At 56.1% G+C, this 17,079-nt stretch carries 14 protein-coding genes; 13 read left to right on the top strand and 1 reads right to left on the bottom strand.

Going from position 1 to position 17,079, the window contains the following annotated elements; all coding sequences use genetic code 11:
- Positions 1-147 precede the first annotated feature (147 nt).
- The gene (locus NOR51B_RS15715) at positions 148-2,232 is read right to left on the bottom strand and encodes an oxidoreductase (protein ID WP_009019839.1); all 2,085 of its coding nucleotides are present in this window, start codon (positions 2,230-2,232) and stop codon (positions 148-150) included.
- 571 nt (positions 2,233-2,803) lie between these two features.
- Here NOR51B_RS15715 and NOR51B_RS11170 point away from each other — a divergent pair.
- The 13 genes from NOR51B_RS11170 (at position 2,804) to NOR51B_RS11105 (ending at position 17,036) form a co-directional block, all read left to right on the top strand.
- Positions 2,804-3,769 carry a UDP-glucuronic acid decarboxylase family protein gene (locus tag NOR51B_RS11170; protein ID WP_009020827.1) on the top strand — a complete coding sequence of 322 codons (966 nt, stop codon included), beginning with the start codon at positions 2,804-2,806 and terminating at the stop codon, positions 3,767-3,769.
- A gap of 188 nt (positions 3,770-3,957) precedes the next feature.
- Positions 3,958-4,587, top strand: a complete 630-nt coding sequence (locus tag NOR51B_RS11165; RefSeq protein WP_195891496.1) for a sulfotransferase family 2 domain-containing protein — start codon at positions 3,958-3,960, stop codon at positions 4,585-4,587.
- Positions 4,588-4,693: 106 nt separating this feature from the next.
- On the top strand, positions 4,694-5,725 hold the full coding sequence (locus NOR51B_RS11160; RefSeq protein ID WP_009018948.1) for a glycosyltransferase family 4 protein: 1,032 nt from the start codon (positions 4,694-4,696) through the stop codon (positions 5,723-5,725).
- 542 nt (positions 5,726-6,267) lie between these two features.
- Positions 6,268-7,860 carry a DUF5672 family protein gene (locus NOR51B_RS11150; RefSeq protein WP_040482057.1) on the top strand — a complete coding sequence of 531 codons (1,593 nt, stop codon included), beginning with the start codon at positions 6,268-6,270 and terminating at the stop codon, positions 7,858-7,860.
- Positions 7,857-8,858 (top strand): GlcNAc-transferase family protein, encoded by a 1,002-nt coding sequence (locus tag NOR51B_RS11145; protein WP_009021209.1) that lies wholly within the window; start codon positions 7,857-7,859, stop codon positions 8,856-8,858. The genes NOR51B_RS11150 and NOR51B_RS11145 overlap by 4 nt, the downstream gene beginning before the upstream one ends.
- Positions 8,859-8,910: 52 nt before the next feature.
- Entirely contained in the window at positions 8,911-9,285 is a 375-nt protein-coding gene (locus NOR51B_RS11140) for a hypothetical protein (RefSeq protein WP_009019761.1), read from the top strand.
- Positions 9,286-9,295: 10 nt separating this feature from the next.
- The gene (locus NOR51B_RS11135) at positions 9,296-10,681 is read left to right on the top strand and encodes a PqqD family protein (protein WP_040482056.1); all 1,386 of its coding nucleotides are present in this window, start codon (positions 9,296-9,298) and stop codon (positions 10,679-10,681) included.
- Positions 10,671-11,285, top strand: a complete 615-nt coding sequence (locus tag NOR51B_RS11130; protein ID WP_040482055.1) for a hypothetical protein — start codon at positions 10,671-10,673, stop codon at positions 11,283-11,285. Before NOR51B_RS11135 ends, NOR51B_RS11130 begins: the two co-directional genes overlap by 11 nt.
- An 8-nt stretch (positions 11,286-11,293) precedes the next feature.
- Positions 11,294-13,291 (top strand): O-fucosyltransferase family protein, encoded by a 1,998-nt coding sequence (locus NOR51B_RS11125; RefSeq protein WP_009020081.1) that lies wholly within the window; start codon positions 11,294-11,296, stop codon positions 13,289-13,291.
- 13 nt (positions 13,292-13,304) lie between these two features.
- The gene (locus tag NOR51B_RS11120; protein WP_040482054.1) at positions 13,305-14,285 is read left to right on the top strand and encodes a 2OG-Fe(II) oxygenase; all 981 of its coding nucleotides are present in this window, start codon (positions 13,305-13,307) and stop codon (positions 14,283-14,285) included.
- Positions 14,282-15,283 (top strand): PqqD family protein, encoded by a 1,002-nt coding sequence (locus NOR51B_RS11115; protein ID WP_040482053.1) that lies wholly within the window; start codon positions 14,282-14,284, stop codon positions 15,281-15,283. The genes NOR51B_RS11120 and NOR51B_RS11115 overlap by 4 nt, the downstream gene beginning before the upstream one ends.
- Positions 15,280-16,197 carry a GlcNAc-transferase family protein gene (locus NOR51B_RS11110; RefSeq protein ID WP_040482052.1) on the top strand — a complete coding sequence of 306 codons (918 nt, stop codon included), beginning with the start codon at positions 15,280-15,282 and terminating at the stop codon, positions 16,195-16,197. The genes NOR51B_RS11115 and NOR51B_RS11110 overlap by 4 nt, the downstream gene beginning before the upstream one ends.
- Entirely contained in the window at positions 16,197-17,036 is an 840-nt protein-coding gene (locus NOR51B_RS11105) for a class I SAM-dependent methyltransferase (protein WP_009020166.1), read from the top strand. Before NOR51B_RS11110 ends, NOR51B_RS11105 begins: the two co-directional genes overlap by 1 nt.
- Positions 17,037-17,079 lie beyond the last annotated feature (43 nt).

Raw genomic sequence — 17,079 nt, 5'->3', positions numbered from 1 at the left:
TGCCCAAAGGTACTGGGCGGCAGCGGCAATGCTGAACCGGAAGCTGCCGCCGCTGACGTAACGAAACCACTTGTTCGATGGATCCGCGCGCGCAACCCCATTGTTTGAGCGCAGCGCTGGCCGGGTGCGGCTGATATCGAAACGATGCTAACCAGACACGACGCTCTCGACGGCTTTATCCCAGCCGTCCAGCTCGCCCGTCTGTATGTACCTCGAGTCTTCAGTCAGGATTTCTCTCCCCGCAAGTTCGGCCTCATAAATCACATGATCCAATGATCGCGGCGCAAGTGCATCACCGATGAGATGAACGTTATCCAGTTTGGCTTCAAGATCGTGGAACAGCGCGTTATTCGCCTCCGCACCCCCTGCCAGGACAAAGGTATCGATATTCCTGAGCCGGGTCTCTTTACCGGTATAAAGATGGTATAGCGTTGCTGATTTGCCCTTGATCGACTGAACCCATGAGTTGGCAACCACATTCAACTCCTTCGCGAATACGTCGGAGTAAACGAGGGCCATTTCCAAGGTCTGTCCCGTGATCGGGGCATACATGGGAAAACGCGTTACTGCGCTGACGTTGTGCCCCTTGTTCAACAAGAATTGGGCGGTACCCGCCGCGTGCCGGGTACCGTCATCGTCAAGTATCAGCACCCGATTGCCAACCTTCTTCCCCTTCAAAACATCCCAAGTGGTTAATACATTGTCCTGATCAACGCCGGGAAGCTTTTCTACAAATGGCGCGGCTACCGAAAAGCCATCTTTCAGCGGGGTCGATCCGGTGGCCACAATGACTCCGTCGGGTTTCATGCGAGCAATAGACTGAACAGTTGCCGTGGTCTTTAGCTTTACCCGGACACCCAAAATGTCGAGTTTTCGAGCCAGGTCGGTGATCAACGGCTTAAACGACTTGCGATTGGGCTGCTTGATAATCAAATTGACCTGACCCCCGAGCTTCGCTGATTTTTCGATTAGCGTCACACGATGCCCGCGAGTAGCCAGAACGTTTGCCGCATGCATACCGGCGGGACCCCCGCCGATGACAACCCATTTTCCGGGGGACGATGCTTTATCGAGGGAATCACGCCCAAAAATTTCTTCGCGACCGGAAGCAGGATTGATGGTGCAGCCTATAGGTGAGGCGCGGTAAATTCGGTTAATACAGCCCTGATTGCAGCGAATACAGTGGGTAATCTCATCGGCCTTATTTGCCTTTGCCTTTTCTGCCCATTCCGGGTCCGCCATCAGCGGCCGCGACATGGCGATAGCGTCTGCAGCCCCGGTGGCAATCGCTTTCTCGCCCATCTCGGGCCGCGTGATCGCACCCGAGACAATGACCGGCACATCAACTTTTTTCTTGATCTTTCGGGCTCTCGAAATCAACCAACCTTCCGGCAGATCCTCGGGCGGCACCTCGTAGGAGTAGGCGTGGTAGCTACCTCCCGCCAGGCTGATGTAATCAACAAGGCCGGTTTCCACAAACCGCTGCGCCATAACGGCACACTCCTCAGCGCCCATCCCGCCGGGAAACATCTCATCGGCACACAGCCTGACACCGACCGCAAAATTCTTATTGGTTGCGGCTCGAACGGCCTCCAAAATCTCCAGCGGATAACGCATGCGATTTTCAAGCGAACCACCATACTCATCAGTACGCTTGTTGTAGGTAAGAGACAGGAACTGATGCATGAGATAGCCATTGGCCATATGGATTTCTGTGCCATCAAACCCAGACCCTTCGGCTATTTTTGCAGACAGCGCCCACTTATCACGCACCTCATCCATGTCCGCCCGATCCATCGGCTTGGGGGTTTCACCCCAGGAAGGCGACTTCATCGTGCATGATGAAATGAGATTACGATAATCATCATTACTCATCGTATTGGCCTGGGAGCCGAAATGATTGAACTGCACGAAAATCTTCGATCCGTACTTGTGCACCGCATCGGTGAGCACTCGATCACGCTGCATATTTTTCTTAAGAAAGCCCCAGGAATAACCTCTGCACGGCGCCGACGAATGCTCCTGGGTCAAGCGATTGCCGGCAATAATCAAGCCGGTACCGCCGCGGGCAATTTCGCGTAAAAAGTAGACATTCCGCTTTGATATCAAGCCGTCTGGAATAGAAAAGACCTCTGCGGTCGCAGCCATGGTGACGCGATTGGAAATCGTATGAGAACCGATCTTAAAATTGGAAAACAGGTTCGGGTAATTCGACTTAGTACTTTTACTCATTATTCTTCCTCGTCTCTTATTGGCGGTCTCTTAAGTCTTCAGTAACGGTGGCTGGGATGATTAAACCATCACATCACCGCAAAAACACGCTGTCAGTTTGTTTCGTTTGAAATATCGAATCACGCCCCTCCCCTGCAGTAAGACCTAACAGGCGCTCACTGGTGGGTCGATAGTCGTCGTTCATCTGCCCGCTAACGTTCGCTATCCGTAGCCATGAGCGGCCCCCTGACAGTCTGGATCATTTGCCTCCCTGTAACTATCCGCAGAGACAGGAAAACGTAGGTCAGCGGTGTCTCACTCGAGGCAAAGTAGACCGTTTCACAGCGAGTCGTTGATTGAGCCAATGAGCGACAGATTACAATGATGTACATTTAACCTGACGAGCCGACTCAAAATGCCCGTATCGCACCGTGAAGCATGAATGGGGGGTTACAGTTGGACGCGGAGATATCGGCTAAAACGCCAGCCCGGAGAGTGGCGCTCTTCGGTATGGCGAACGATCGCAAGACAAAGGGTGTATTCGCTGGCCTGAGATGTCGATGTCGGCAAGCCCTGGAAATAAGGATGCTCCATGACACGCCTACACGAAAGCCGTAAACGCATTTTGGTTACCGGCGGCGCCGGATTTCTCGGCTCCCATCTTATTGACCGGCTTCTGGATCAGGGCCACGAGTTGTTGTGCGTGGACAACCTGTTCACCGGCACCAAGCGCAATATAGACCACCTTCACAACCACCCCCGCTTTGAATTCATGCGCCACGATATAACGCTACCCCTGTATGTCGAGGTCGATGAAATCTACAATCTGGCCTGTCCTGCTTCGCCGATTCACTACCAGTATGACCCGGTTCAAACGACAAAGACCTCAGTGCACGGCGCAATCAATATGCTGGGCCTTGCCAAGCGGTTGAAATGCAGGATTCTTCAGGCCTCAACCTCGGAAGTCTACGGCGATCCATCCGTACATCCCCAATCTGAGAGCTACTGGGGCAACGTCAACCCGATTGGGCCAAGGTCGTGCTACGACGAGGGGAAACGCTGCGCAGAAACGCTGTTTTTCGACTATCACCGGCAACACGCGCTTGATATCAAGGTGGCTCGTATCTTCAACACCTACGGTCCTAGGATGCATCATGCCGACGGTCGCGTAGTGTCAAACCTCATCACCCAGGCCCTGCGTGGGGATCCCATCACGATCTATGGAAACGGGGAGCAGACACGTTCATTTTGCTACGTCGACGATCTGATTGACGGTCTCATACAATTAATGGAAAGCGACAGGAAAGTCACAGGTCCGATCAATCTGGGCAACCCGGCCGAATTCACCGTCCGCGAACTGGCCAATAAAATCCTTGTAATGACAAATTCAACATCTGAATGGGTGGAGCTTCCCCTTCCGCAGGACGACCCGAAGCGGAGGCGGCCGAATATCGAAAAGGCGCAGGAAGTCCTTGGATGGCAACCTACCGTCAGCCTTGACGAAGGACTTGGAAAAACCATCGACTTCTTCAAGACACGCCTACCCAAAACAGGCTGAACCAGCATAATGGATCATAAAAGTCTTTGCCAAACTGCGCTTGCCACATGTGTCCAAACAGCAGCCAAATGGAAGGATTATTGGCCCCTCCCATAGGGGCCTGGCCTTCCAGTCCCGTCACATAAGGTACGTTCTGGCCAGTGGGCATAACCCATACACCGGATCAAGAAAGAAAAAGGGGTGGTTTCGTGCCAATCTGCCACGCGAGAAAGTTTATTTTCTTCCACATACCGCGTTGCGGCGGGACTTCATTTGAGGCTCATTTCAACCTCAACAGCATGGCCAATCTTTACGGCATACGCGCCATTGAGAAAAATGTCCTGACCCTACAACATATGACGGCTCCTGAATTACTGCGCGCAGGGCTGATCGACGAACACACGCTACAGTCTTATTTCAAATTTACCGTGATCAGAGAACCCTTTGATCGCATGGCCTCTGACTTTTTCTGGCAGAAGCAACATGACGCGCATGGGGAATTCGAGGATCTTGGATTCACCGCTTATCTGGAAAAAGCAAAACGCATAGTGAGTGAAAAACGTTTTTTTGAAAAACGCCATTACGACCACTTTCGCCCGATGACCGATTACTGCATCAATGAGGGCAAATTGCTTGTCGACGATATTTTGCGTTTGGAATACATCGAGGATGAATTAACACGAATCGCAGATTATCTCGGAAATTTTCAGCTTCCGCACCTTAACCATGTCCGTAGCTACGATGAACTGCGAACCACTGAAAATATCGAGCGTGTCCATGAGCTTTATGCCGGCGACAAACTGCTTCACGATAACGTGGAGGCCATACTCGGTCGATAAACCCGTTCACATCGACTGTGTTGGCATGCTCTGAAGAGGGCCCATAAAAAGTCCTCTTCGACTATCACTGCAGCCCACGCGCTGACGTCGCACTGCGACACGTAGTATGCTCATTGCAAGCCAATTATGCAGCGCAGTCGCCTTGATCAAGGTCCTCGAGTGGACAAATCAGTGGTCCATGGGTGGCACCGAGAAAACGGCACAGCTGTTTGTTGAACACCTGCCAAAAAACAAGTACGCGGTATTCGCGGCAGGCTGGCGCGGTGGTGAACGCCTCGCGGCTTTTAAGCGCTCTGCCACCGAGATTTTTATCAATCAAAACCCGGTCGAAATGGCCGCATGGATCCGCTCGCGAGGCATTGATATCGTGCACTTTCATCGCATGGGCGTCACCGATGAAAAGCTGATAAAAACGTTTACCAACGCCGGCGTAAAAATCCTTGTCGAACATAATATTTTCGGCCATTTCGATCCGTCAGCGGACACCCATAAGATTCACCGACACATCCTGCTCAGCAAGGCACAGCGGCACATCTACGCCGCGCGCGCCGGTGCGGAATACGCGCCAGAAAAGTGTGTCGCCATGTACATGCCTATTGAAACCAGATCCTGGGATCAGCACTCACGGCCCCGCGACCTGTCCAGACCCATCTTTGGTCGTCACAGTCGCGCAGCGGCGGCAAAATGGCACGATATCAACGTCGATAGCCTACCGCACATCAGAGAGGTGCTACCCGATGCGCGCTTCCACATCATTGGCCTCCCGGACGAGTATCGGCAAAAAATCAAAGCGATTCACTGCCTCGATATGGTCCGGGAATTTCCACCGGCGATCGATAACAAGACACTCAGTGAATTTCTGTACGGCATCAATGTATTCAGCCACGGATCCAACCTCGGTGAGTCGTTTGGTGTCGCAATCGGTGAGGCAATGTCAACTGGCCTGCCGGTAGTGACCCACAGCGGCGGTGATGCGACCCAGGAAGAGCTGATTTCCGATGGCTTTAACGGTTACGTTACCCACCCCAATAATGCGCAGGGGTATGCCCAACGCATTATCGAGCTGTTACAGAACCCAGAGCAAATGGCGACACAAATATCACGTTTGACAGGTGCTTGTGATGCTGCCTGTCGATAGGGCTCCTTTACACAGTAGCCAATTGGAATTACCCGGCGCTTGTAGTCCTCAAGCCCATCCCTCCGGTGGCGAACAACACTGCGCTTGAAATACAGGCAAAGGGGCGCAGGGAATACGTGGGTCTGCTGGTCACGGTAATCCACCATGATGGTCTTTTCAGGTCGGGTGATGCGATAGTAGTCGTGCAGCAGGTGCCGGAAGTCCAGCAGTATAAAGTCCGCCTCTTCCGGGCAGGCGCAGTGTTCTGCCGCATCGGAGGTGGTCACACCACCGAACAGGACCGACTTGAGCTCACCCATGAAGTGAACTTTCGGCACAGGTGGAATATGAATTTTCCAGCGTTTCATTGCTGCAGACTTTATGATGTTGTGCTCAGATGCCATGTAAGAAATAGAGCGCCCTGGGTTTGGCTATTTGCCACTGCACAATGATACAACGGTACCCGCATGACAGCGTTTGCTGTGCAAGCAGAGGACTGCACGTGCGATGACCGACCATGGCAACGGGGCAGGAACGTGCACGGGGCAAAACAGAGGCAGGGTATGAAACCAGATTCACTCTCGTCTGCTTCGATACTGGCGCAGCAAATCACGCTCCGGACTGGCACCCCAAGAGAACACCTTGGCAGCGAGCATATCGCCGACCTCGGCAGTACACTGAGCAAGATCTTCCCAGATGCAACCGAATGTGTGGTATCGGAGGCCTTTGCGCATCTTGAGTTCGATCCGGAGCCCTCTGGCGAGCCGCTCTGGGGCGTTATTGTCGAAACACGCGAGCATCCAGCGCTGCACACCGTGCTGCACAACATCATCAGCCACTGTGCCATTCCGGTACAGCTGTTTCATGGGGCTGAAAATCGCAATTTCATCTACTCAGGGCCGATTGCCAGACTTATCGACGACGGGCAGCTGACCACTACCGAACTGAACATCAGGGCACCCATTGATCTTCGCTACTACAACCAGCTCATGCTGTCACGCCGGTTCTGGGATCAGATCTTGGGACGGGGCAAGATTTTGATTTTCCAGACAGACTCGATGTGCTGCCCGGGATCGAGCTACCGTATCGATGACTTCACCGCCTACGATTACATTGGCAGCAGGTGGGGCCGCCAGCGCCCGGTTGGATTGACCATCGATGGCGGTAGTGGCGGCTTCAGCCTGCGGGACTGGTCGCGTTCTGTCGGGTGCCTTGAGCGGTTCCCGCCCACGCATTGGCCGGCCGGCGAGGACGGTTATTTCGCATTTCATCTCGATCTCGTCGGGCACCGGGTCGCCAGCATGGCGCAAGCCGGGCGATTTTCTACCCAGGACACATTTACCGAGCGCAGTTTTGGCTGTCATCAGATCAGTCGTCTGCCTGTAAGCAAACAGCAGGCATTCCTGCGTTACTGTCCCGAAGCACTGGATGTCTTTCCGGAACTTCGGCATGGTGAACTTAGAGGAATGGTTGATTCATCGCCAAGCGTGCAAGAATCGACCCATCAGGGAGCGTTTTCGTCCGACTCAATGTTTATTTCACATCGATACCAACTGATATTTTTCGAAGTCCCCCGCACCGGCAGCAATTCGGTGACGCAGGTATTGAATCGGATCGATCCCGATTCCCCCACCCTGGCCGAACGCAAGGTTCGCGGTGGCGGCTGGGCTTTTCATTACTTCACCGAAGCCGCTGAAGAATTTCCGCACTATCGGCTCGTTGCGGCACACCGCAATCCCTACGAGCGACTTTGGTCTTTCTGGAAGCACCGCAAGCACGGCGGCAATCCCGAAATATTCCTCAGCCTGAGCTGGAAGCGCTACATTGACTGGGTCTGCGAACCGACGTCGGTACCCGAGGTTCAGGCAGCGATGCAGGACATCCCGATCACCGAGATGCTCGACGTATCGCGGGTCAGCCATTGGCTGGACTTTCACAGGTTGGGCGACAGCTGGCAGACTCTGATCGAACAAATGGGGCTGCCGCCCGCAGTGCTGCCAGCATCGAACGGTTCACCGGATCACGGCACCCTGCACCAGGCCTTCAACGAAACCCTGGCACAACGGGTTGCCGAGCGATTTTCCCAAGACTTCGACTACTTTGGCTACGATCGCAACAGCTGGCAAGCGGGCTATCCACTTGAGTCCCAACGATGACAGCGCGTATTTTCGTGGCCATTGCCTCCTACGCAGACCCCGAGCTGCCCCGGACCGTGAAAGACTGCATCGACATGGCGGCGATGCCTGAGCAACTCAGCTTCGGCATTTGCGCGCAACAGGACCCGCTGGCACCCATCGACCTCGACCCTTTCAAAACCGATGCTCGGTTTCGATTGATAGAGCGCCCCGTCAGTGAGAGCCGCGGCGGACCCTGGGCGCGTAACCTGGTGCAGTCGCTGTGGCGCGGCGAGCCCTACACCCTTCAGGTTGACGCCCATATGAAGTTCGAACCCAGCTGGGACACCCGGCTGATCGACATGCTGGAGGCGCTGCCTGCAGAAAAGCCGATTATCACCATGAACGCCCCACTTTTTTATTATGACCAGCAGGGTCGGCTGCACCGGAAAACGGAAATGGGGGTACCCACCACCCGGGTTAGCGACTGGAACGCCGACTATGGCTGGGCGCCCTGGTTCGATTTCGGCCCGCCCAACCGTCAATCCCAGGCTCGGACCCGGTTCATCAACGGTAACTTTGCGTTCAGCCACGGGCAGTGGAACATCGAGGTGCCCCAGGATCCCGAGCATTATTATTGGGGCGAGGAATTCAGCGTCACCGTGCGCTCCTACACCTGGGGCTACGATTTCTTTCTCCCTGATGAGGTCGTCGCCTGGCACATGTTGCATACCGGCGCGCCACCCCGGCGGCATTGGGAACACGGCGAGGCGGTCATCCGGCAGCGCAATGCTGTCGCTTTTGCGCGCCTGCACCGGCTTGTTTACAGCCCGGGCGGCTACTCCCTGGGCCCTTACGGCCTCGGCCCCCACCGAACACTTCGCGACTATGAACGCTACGCAGGCTTCGACCTGACTCAGAAAAGAGCACATCCGGATGTATTTACCGGGACCAATCCCGACCCGGTGACCCTTCACGGGGCCGCCGACTGGCAAAAATGCATCGAAATGAGTGAGGCTCGGGGGCTTTTACCGGCCTGAATAGCCTGATATTCTCTGAGGCGATACGGGTTTTTCGAAGGCGGAGCGGCTTATGAGTGATTCAGACAAAACAAAGGAAGAGTTGCTGGCAGAAATTGCGGCGCTGCGTGCAAAAATGAATGCCGACGACGCGCCGGACGAGAGCGATACTGGCGGCAGTGGCTTAACCCGCCGGGAAGTGCTCTCAACCGCCTGGGTAGCCCCCGTTATCCTGACCGTGCCGCTGGGTGGCATGGTAGCGCCGAATCGCGCGCAGGCTCAGACGCCCGCCCCCACAGTTCCGGCAACAGCCCCTCTGCCGACTGCAGCGCCGGGAGCAGTCCCACAGCCCCCTACGCCTGCACCTACCCTAACGCCGACGGCATTCCCCACAGTGGCAACCGCAGAGCCCATTCCGGTAGAAATCTCAGACTTCGATATCAGCTGAGGCGACCGCGGTGGACACCGCGGCGGATAGCTCCGCCGACGACGAGCCGCGTGCACTCGCTCGGTCAGACCGCACTGATTCGTTGACCAACAGCAGCCACCCCCAAGCTCGCCCCCTTCAAAAGGCAGGCTTTACCAGTTATTCGGTATCCGATGAGCTCGTGCTCCTGCCTGGAGCCGGTGAAACCGTCTATGCACTGAACAGCACCGGTGCCGCCATTTGGCGACTGTGTGATGGCAACCATACGCTCGAAACGATCTTCAGCGCGCTGCGCCAGCAGTTCAGTGGCGACGATCTGCAGATCATGTCGGACCTCAGCGCCGCACTGTTTCAGTTTCGCGAGCTCGATCTGCTCGAACCCGCGCCGCCGAGTGACAGTCATGCGGCTCAGTCCGGTGTCATCACGGCACCCCGGCGTGACGCTGATCGTGGCCGGGTACGCATTGTCCACGGCATCGAAGATCGCCCCTACTTCCACTGGCAACTCGCGATCATGTTCGAATCCCTCATGGGGCAACTGCCCGCGGGTTGGGACATTCAGGTCGTGGTGTGCAACAACCACGAGCCCATCTCCGAAGCGCTGCAAAACATCCTCAATCTCTATGGTGTACAACACCACACCGGCGCCAGCCCCGGTGACAATCACGATATCGATTTTGCTGATGGCGGCGACCGCTATGTGCCGATGAATCGCGTGGAAGCTCTGAACGTGATTCGCCACCATACGGCGCCGGATGATCTCGTCTGCCTGATGGATACGGATATTTTCCTTTATGGCGACCTCCAAGCGCCACTGTTCCCCAAAGGTAACGCTCTGGCGGCCAACTGGATAATTGGCCAGGAGCGGTTTTTTCACTTTTCCACCAGGGATTCACGCGGCCTGTCCCTGCCAAAACTTCTCGACGCCCTTGGCTTCGAGGGCGACTTCAAGGCGGGTGGCGTCAACGTCTTTGTGACCGGTGAAGCGCTTCAGGCTGATGATGGCAAGCTGGTCAAGGACTGTTTCCGGTTTCTGCAGATACTCTATCTGTCGGGAAAGCTGTTGAAGCTGCCACCCAGCGGCATGTGGGTTGCCGAGATGGCCTGCTTCGCGATGGCAATGCAGTTTAACAAGCTCGATGTTGAGCTGCTCGACACTGAGCAGTTTGCCGTCCAGGAGCCCGCCGCGGACACCCTTGCCGACGGCAGCTTCTGCCACTATTACACCGATCGTAACGATGGCGCCGTCGGCCCCTTCAGCAACTCCCAGTGGCACAAGCAGCTATTCGCTGAGCAGAGCTTCCTGGACGCCGATATTGAGAGTTTCCGCAAGATCGCCGAGGGTCCGGTTGAGCGCCGCTTCATGGAGCTTGCTCTGAACGCACGCAGCAGGATTTTCGGTAGCGATGATGCGTGATCAGGCCTCGAATCGGGTCCCTTTCGATATGCCGGATTGGCTGGCACAGCAGACGCGGCAACACCAGGCTCAGGCACCCTATCTGGGTCTCGGGTTTGCGCAGGGGCAGCTGCCCGACGAGCTGCACAACGTGCTGCGCGATAAGCTTGCCGCTAGCGCGGGCCAGTTTCGCCCGGAACAAGCCATCCCCGAGTTGGCAACGGCAGACGCTGACTTTATCCCCGCCATGCATTTTGAAGATCCGAGCTTCAATGCGGCGATCTGCGACACTCTGAGGCCTGCACACGAGGCGTGGTCCGGGATGGAGCTTATCGACTCTGCCTGTTATGGGTTTCGTGCCTATCAGCGAGGCAGTTATCTGCACAATCACGTCGATCGCGGCACCACGCATATCATCAGCTCCACGATCTGTGTTGACTCGCGCCTCGATGAGCCCTGGCCACTTTATATCGAAGACATCTACGGTGAGGCGCACGAAGTGAATCTCTCGCCCGGGGAATTTATTTACTACGAAGGCGCGCGCCTGATTCATGGCCGCCCGTGGCCACTCGTTGGCGATTACTACGTGGGCCTATTCGTCCATTACCGTCCCGTGGGCACCTGAGGCACACTATGCGACAGCTGTTCTTTACCAATTACATGTCGGGCCGGGTCGGCCTCAGCAACAGCATCATGTCCATCGAGTGTGCCGTGATGATGGCATTTCTCACCAAGCGGTTCTTGCTTCTGGATGGCAACACGCCGCCGCTTGCAAATCTCGTCGACTATGACGGTCGGGTGGACAACTCCCGTCCCAGCCGGGTCACGGATCTCATGGACATCCCGGTGCCCTGGTCGGAATCAGCCGAGAATGAAGTGGCACATCTCGATGCCGAGGAGCTGACGCAGCACAGCCTCATGGACACGGTGTTTCACGTACCGGGCTCTGTCGATATCGGCTCACAGGATGCCGTGGATTTTGCTCGCGGTCGTACCGAGTGGGTGGGCGAGGACCCTCGCCTGGCTGAAGTTCCCCTGCTTCGGGTGTCCGAGCTGCCCCTTGTCCCCGGACGCGATCAACATCGCAACAACCTCTGCTTCTATTCCTACCTTTTTTACCTGGATCCCGAGCACCGCAAAGCCGTCTACAACCTGTTGACGCGAATGCAGGCGCAGGCGCCCTACGCAGAGCTCGCGCAAAAAGTGGCGTTTGACCTTGGGGATTTCAACGCGATTCATATGCGCAGAGGTGATTTCAAGGTGACTTATGGCGTAACCGTGCTCGATAGGCAGCCCTGGGAAGCCATTGATGCCATGGATCACCATTTCGACCGCGATGACCGGTTGCTCATCTGTACTGACGAGCGGGACGATCCTTTTTTTCATGACATCAAACAATGCTTCAACGATCACGTGTTCGTCGATCACCATATCCTCGACTACTACGCCGCTGAATTTGCGGCGCTGCCGCAGAATGACAGCCTGGCACTGGCTTATCTTTCTCAGCTGGTGGCTGCCTACTCGAAAGATTTCATCGGCTCCATGACCAGTACCTACACCGGCATGATCCAGCGGCTACGGGGAAACCGAGGCGTGCACGAGCCTTTTAAGTTTCTCTGGAATGAATTGCCGGACCCTGGCGACACCCTCGAACGGGGCAGTCATCCGGTCAGTAATTGCGTCCCCCTGGAGCAGGGAATCATGGTCCCTGAGTTCGACGGTCCGTACTCCTGGAATCATTACAGTCCACTGATCAATCCTGCGTGGATGCGCGAATGGCCGGAGAGTTTTCTGACCCCGGAGGTGCTCGCTTCAGGACGTTTTGGGTCCGCAGGACAACAGGGCTCGACACAGTCCATACCGCAGACATCTGAAAACGCCTACGCCTACTTTGAGGGTTTGCGCTTCCGTATCAAAAGTACCGTGCCGGGACTTGCGAAAAAGCTGACCGAAATGCTTTACGACGATATCGAGCATCCAGAGACCAATGTGATCGCCGACATCGAGGTCAAAAGTTTAGGGAAAGCATTTCTAGTCAGGCTTCCCGAAGCCCCCACCACCCGAGTAGCGGAGGAAGCAGAGGTGCCGGGCGCAATACTGAAAAAAATCATTCCGCTGCTTGCCCGTACCCGCAGGCATTGTTGCTGGCTCGCGGGAATGGCTTTACGTAGGAGCGGCAAGACTATCCTGGTACTGGGTGATTGGTCCGCGGAGGATGCCGGCATCGGGCTGGCTGATGCATTGGGTCGTGATGGTTGGCAGCTTCTCGGTGATACTGCACTACCGCTGCGAACTCAGGACTGGAGCCTCGTACCCTTCACACGGATCGACAACAACTACGGCCAGCCATCGCTACAGGATATTGGAAATCCCACTATCGATGCCATTGTTTACTGCGCTCGCCAACTCCAAAACCACACCGCATTGTTTCAACTGTCGCCATCGGCGGCGGTGGCGGAAATGACCCGTTCATCAATCACTTTCCCGAGTGATCGCGATACCACCATAAAGAATCTTTGCAAGCTCGCTGAATCTATCCCTGTCTACCAGCTTTGTTACAGCCATCTCGAGAGCGCGTCCGCCCCCCTCGAGTCACTGTTTGCTGATTCAGATGCCGTTTCTCAGGATTGATTGAGGGTCACCGATGGAGCCAAGGCTGATTGAGGTGACCCTGCTGCTGGAGGGTGGACAACGAGAAACGCTGGAGCTGGCATCGGACTCGCCAGAATTAAGCCGCCTGCTTGCGGTACTCGGTGGGCGCAGGTCGCGGACGGACAGTCAAGAGGAATTCGTGCAACTGCCGTTGCGAGGGGGCGAGGAATCTCTGAGTTTCAGTACCGCCCAGCTGGTGGCTATCAGCACGCGACCGCCAGTGCTGGTGCAGTTTGACCAGCCTGACGTAGCCGTTGCCAGTAATGCCGCCCAAGGCGCCCAGGCGTCGGCACCAATGACGATTAATCGATCGCCGCACATGGTGATCGATGACTTCCTGAGTCCTTATGAGCACCGGGATATGCTGTCCTACGCGCTCATGCAGGAAGACGCCTTCGATGCCGGCACGGTTTCTACTGGAGAAATACGCTCACGGAAAAACCTCGCCATCCTCAACTTTTCGGAAGCTGCTCACTCGAGGCTGCTGTGCAACCGCTTGCTGACCTGGCTCCCCTACATCATCAAAGGCCTGGGGATCGATTTCTTTCCGGTCCAACGCGTGGAATCCCAATTAACAGCGAGCAATGACGGCCACTATTTTCGCGCACATATCGATTCTGATGAGCGCACAAGACTGGACCGGATGCTCACCTGCGTGTACTACATCAGCAGAGAACCAAGGCCCTTTACCGGCGGCGCGCTTCGGCTCTATGACAGCGTGGTGCGCGATGGCGTTCGCCAGCAGGGAACCAGCTTTCAGGATATCCAGCCGGTATCCAACCGCATGGTTGTTTTTCCCAGCGAAACGTTTCACGAGCTGCTCCGGATACGCTGCCCAAGCGGACGCTTTGAGGACAGCCGATTTGCAGTGACCAACTGGATATGGCGCAACGATCCTGAGCATCCGCCAGAAGCACAAGGTTGGGGCCACATGAATTGCGCCCGAATCCATCTCGACTGGAACGCATCGTGATCATCACGATACTGGTCAACGATCCTGGCGATGAGGCACAGCGTGAAGCAGAGCTTCTGGAAGTCAGCTGGCAGCAGTGCGGCCAGTCGGGAGAACTGCTGCGTTTGCTTTGCAGTCGCCCGGGGCTGGAGCTTCCGAGACACGCCCTCGCGCGGGTGGAGGCTGCCCTGCCCTGGGAGCGCCACCCCTATATCGACGACACCTTCAAAGGCTACAACGTTCCCGCGGCGCTTCTCGAATGGCTGCTACGGGAGCCCCTCGACAGCACCGTGCTGGTCATGGGCGGCGGCAGTGTAATGCGGGAGGCGGTTACCAGGGAGCTAAGCCCGGGAAAAGCCATCGCCTGTCATTGGGAGAACTTTCCCGAGGGGCCGGGGCCCTTTGGCCTCCCCGACACTTACAGTGCTTTGCGGGCCTACTGTGTGCAGCGAGACCTGCCGCTGCCGAAAATTAGACTACCACTGCTAATACATTCAACGGACTTATTGAAAATCTGCCCGCGGTGGCTGGAGCTGCTGGGGTTGCTGCGGACTATGCCCGGCGCGGACTCGCAGCCCGAGTCGGATTATCTGAATATTGCTCTCGCCATCGCTGCCACCGAATATCAACTCACCGTCAATACGCAGGGGCTGTCGCAACGAATAGCCGTACCCGATGATCCGGCCTATCCGGAACTGTCGACAACCTATGACAGCGCTCGGTCCACAGGTGCTTACCTGACCACGCTGCGCCCGGTGCGCCAACCCGGAGTACGACAGGCGTGCGTCCTGGATCACTACTATCTTGAGCTGGGCGCCGCTGACCACCTGATGTCACTGAATCGGTCGGCGAGTGAAATCTGGCAGCTGTGTGATGGCCAAAAAACGGTGCAGGACATCATTGCTGAACTCGAAAACCGCTATCAAACTCCCTATGAACTGATGGCGCCAGACGTTATCAATACGGTCATAGGCCTCAAATCTACCGAAGCCCTCAAACTGGAAGTTCACAGTAAATGACTGACAATGCCGATACAGCCAAAATCTTTGTTTCAATAGCCTCCTATCGGGATCAATTCCTGCCTTTCACCATTGAAGCGGCATTGTCACAGGCGAGTCACCCGGAACGACTGACTTTTGGCATCTGCTGGCAGGCCGATGAATCTGAAAACCTCGATAAATGGCTGGAGGACCCGCGCTTCAGAATTCGCAAGTACCCCTACCAGTCCAGTCTCGGTTATGGCTGGTCCCGGACCGAAGTACAGAAACTTTACGCCGGGGAGGAGTACCACTTGCTCGTCGACTCACACACCTGGTTTGCCGAGGGCTGGGATGTCAATCTCATTCAGCAGCTGGAGAGTAAACCCAGCGAAAAACCGCTGCTGACAACAAGCTCCCCGCCCTTCACCTTTGACGATCAGGGCAAGGTGGTAATCCCCTGGGCCGGAACCGACTACGATGGTGTACCTCTCATGCGCTGTGAGCTGATTCCTCCCGTGGGATGGATCGATATTCAGATGTCAGAAAAGCGGAAAACTGAACCGCACCAGAAAACAGCCCTGGTCTGTTGCAACTTTGTATTCACTCATGGACGTTGGATACGGGAGGTTCCTGAGGATCCGGCGATGATCAATGCGGGACACGAGTCAGCGCTGTCGGCCCGGACCTATACCCATGGTTACGATATTTATCTGCCCGACGAAATCCAGATCTGGCACCTCGACTACAACAATTATCCCGGTGGCAATCGCCACAAGGTATGGGAATCCAAGACCGATGCGTGGCAGGACGACAATACTCGTGAGATGGTCCGACGCCTCCATGCGCTGCTGTTCGGCAAAGAGGACCCGAAGATTCTTGGTCGCTATACTTTGGGCACAGAGCGAACGGTCGACGACTGGGCCAGGGAGGCCGGGCTGCGACTCGTTATTTGATGGCCGCTCCCGTTCAGCTCCGCGTCACGCTCAGGGGTGGCCACCGGTTGGCACTGGATCTCGCGCCCGACGACCCGGAGCTTAGGTGGTTACGCGAGCAACGTGCGCAGATCGTGTCACCAGAGCCGACGACAGCCACTCCACTACTGCAACTACCCCTGGATGACGGCCGGGAGGCTCTGACCGTCTCGTCAGTGGATGTGATCGATTTACAGTTCGTCAACCCGGAACATCCGGCCATGAATATTCGCGAGGGCCATCTCGGCGGTTATATCAGCGCACGGCATCCGGATGCTCACCAACTCAGTATCGAGAACGGCGACCCACTGACCTGGTCGCCGACGCTTTGGCGCTGGATTGTTGAAGAACTGGGCGTCACGAGCGTTCTCGATGTGGGCTGCGGCGAGGGCCACGCGGCTGGATTCTTTCTCGAGCTCGGCTGTGATGTACAGGGTGTTGATGGCAGTGCGGAGGCACTACGCGACTCGGCGATACCCAAAAACCATGTCAGGCACGATTTCACCGCGGGGCCCTACCATCCCCTGCGCCGTTTCGACATGGTCTGGTCCTGCGAGTTTGTAGAACACGTCGAGGAGCGCTATTGCGAGAATTTTTTGGCCACCTTCGCGACCGCCGAACAGTACATTTTCATGACGGCGGCACCCCCGGGTCAGCCGGGCTGGCACCATGTGAACTGTCAGCCGTCGAGCTACTGGGTAAGCAAAGTTGAGCAGCGGGGTTTTGCGCTCAGTCAGCACCTGACCGACAGGGCCAGAGCCATGGTTGAGCCCGGGCATTTCGCCCACACGGGGCTGGTATTCAAACGCTGCGCACCGTAGTCGCTAACCACTGGGCGCTCCAAGGCTTTCCCGGACCGAGTCA

The organism is Luminiphilus syltensis NOR5-1B, assembly GCF_000158175.1.
Taxonomy (GTDB): Bacteria; Pseudomonadota; Gammaproteobacteria; order Pseudomonadales; family Halieaceae; genus Luminiphilus; species Luminiphilus syltensis.
The sequence above is the reverse complement of the archived record's forward strand: the minus strand, read 5'-3'. Positions and strand labels throughout refer to the sequence as shown.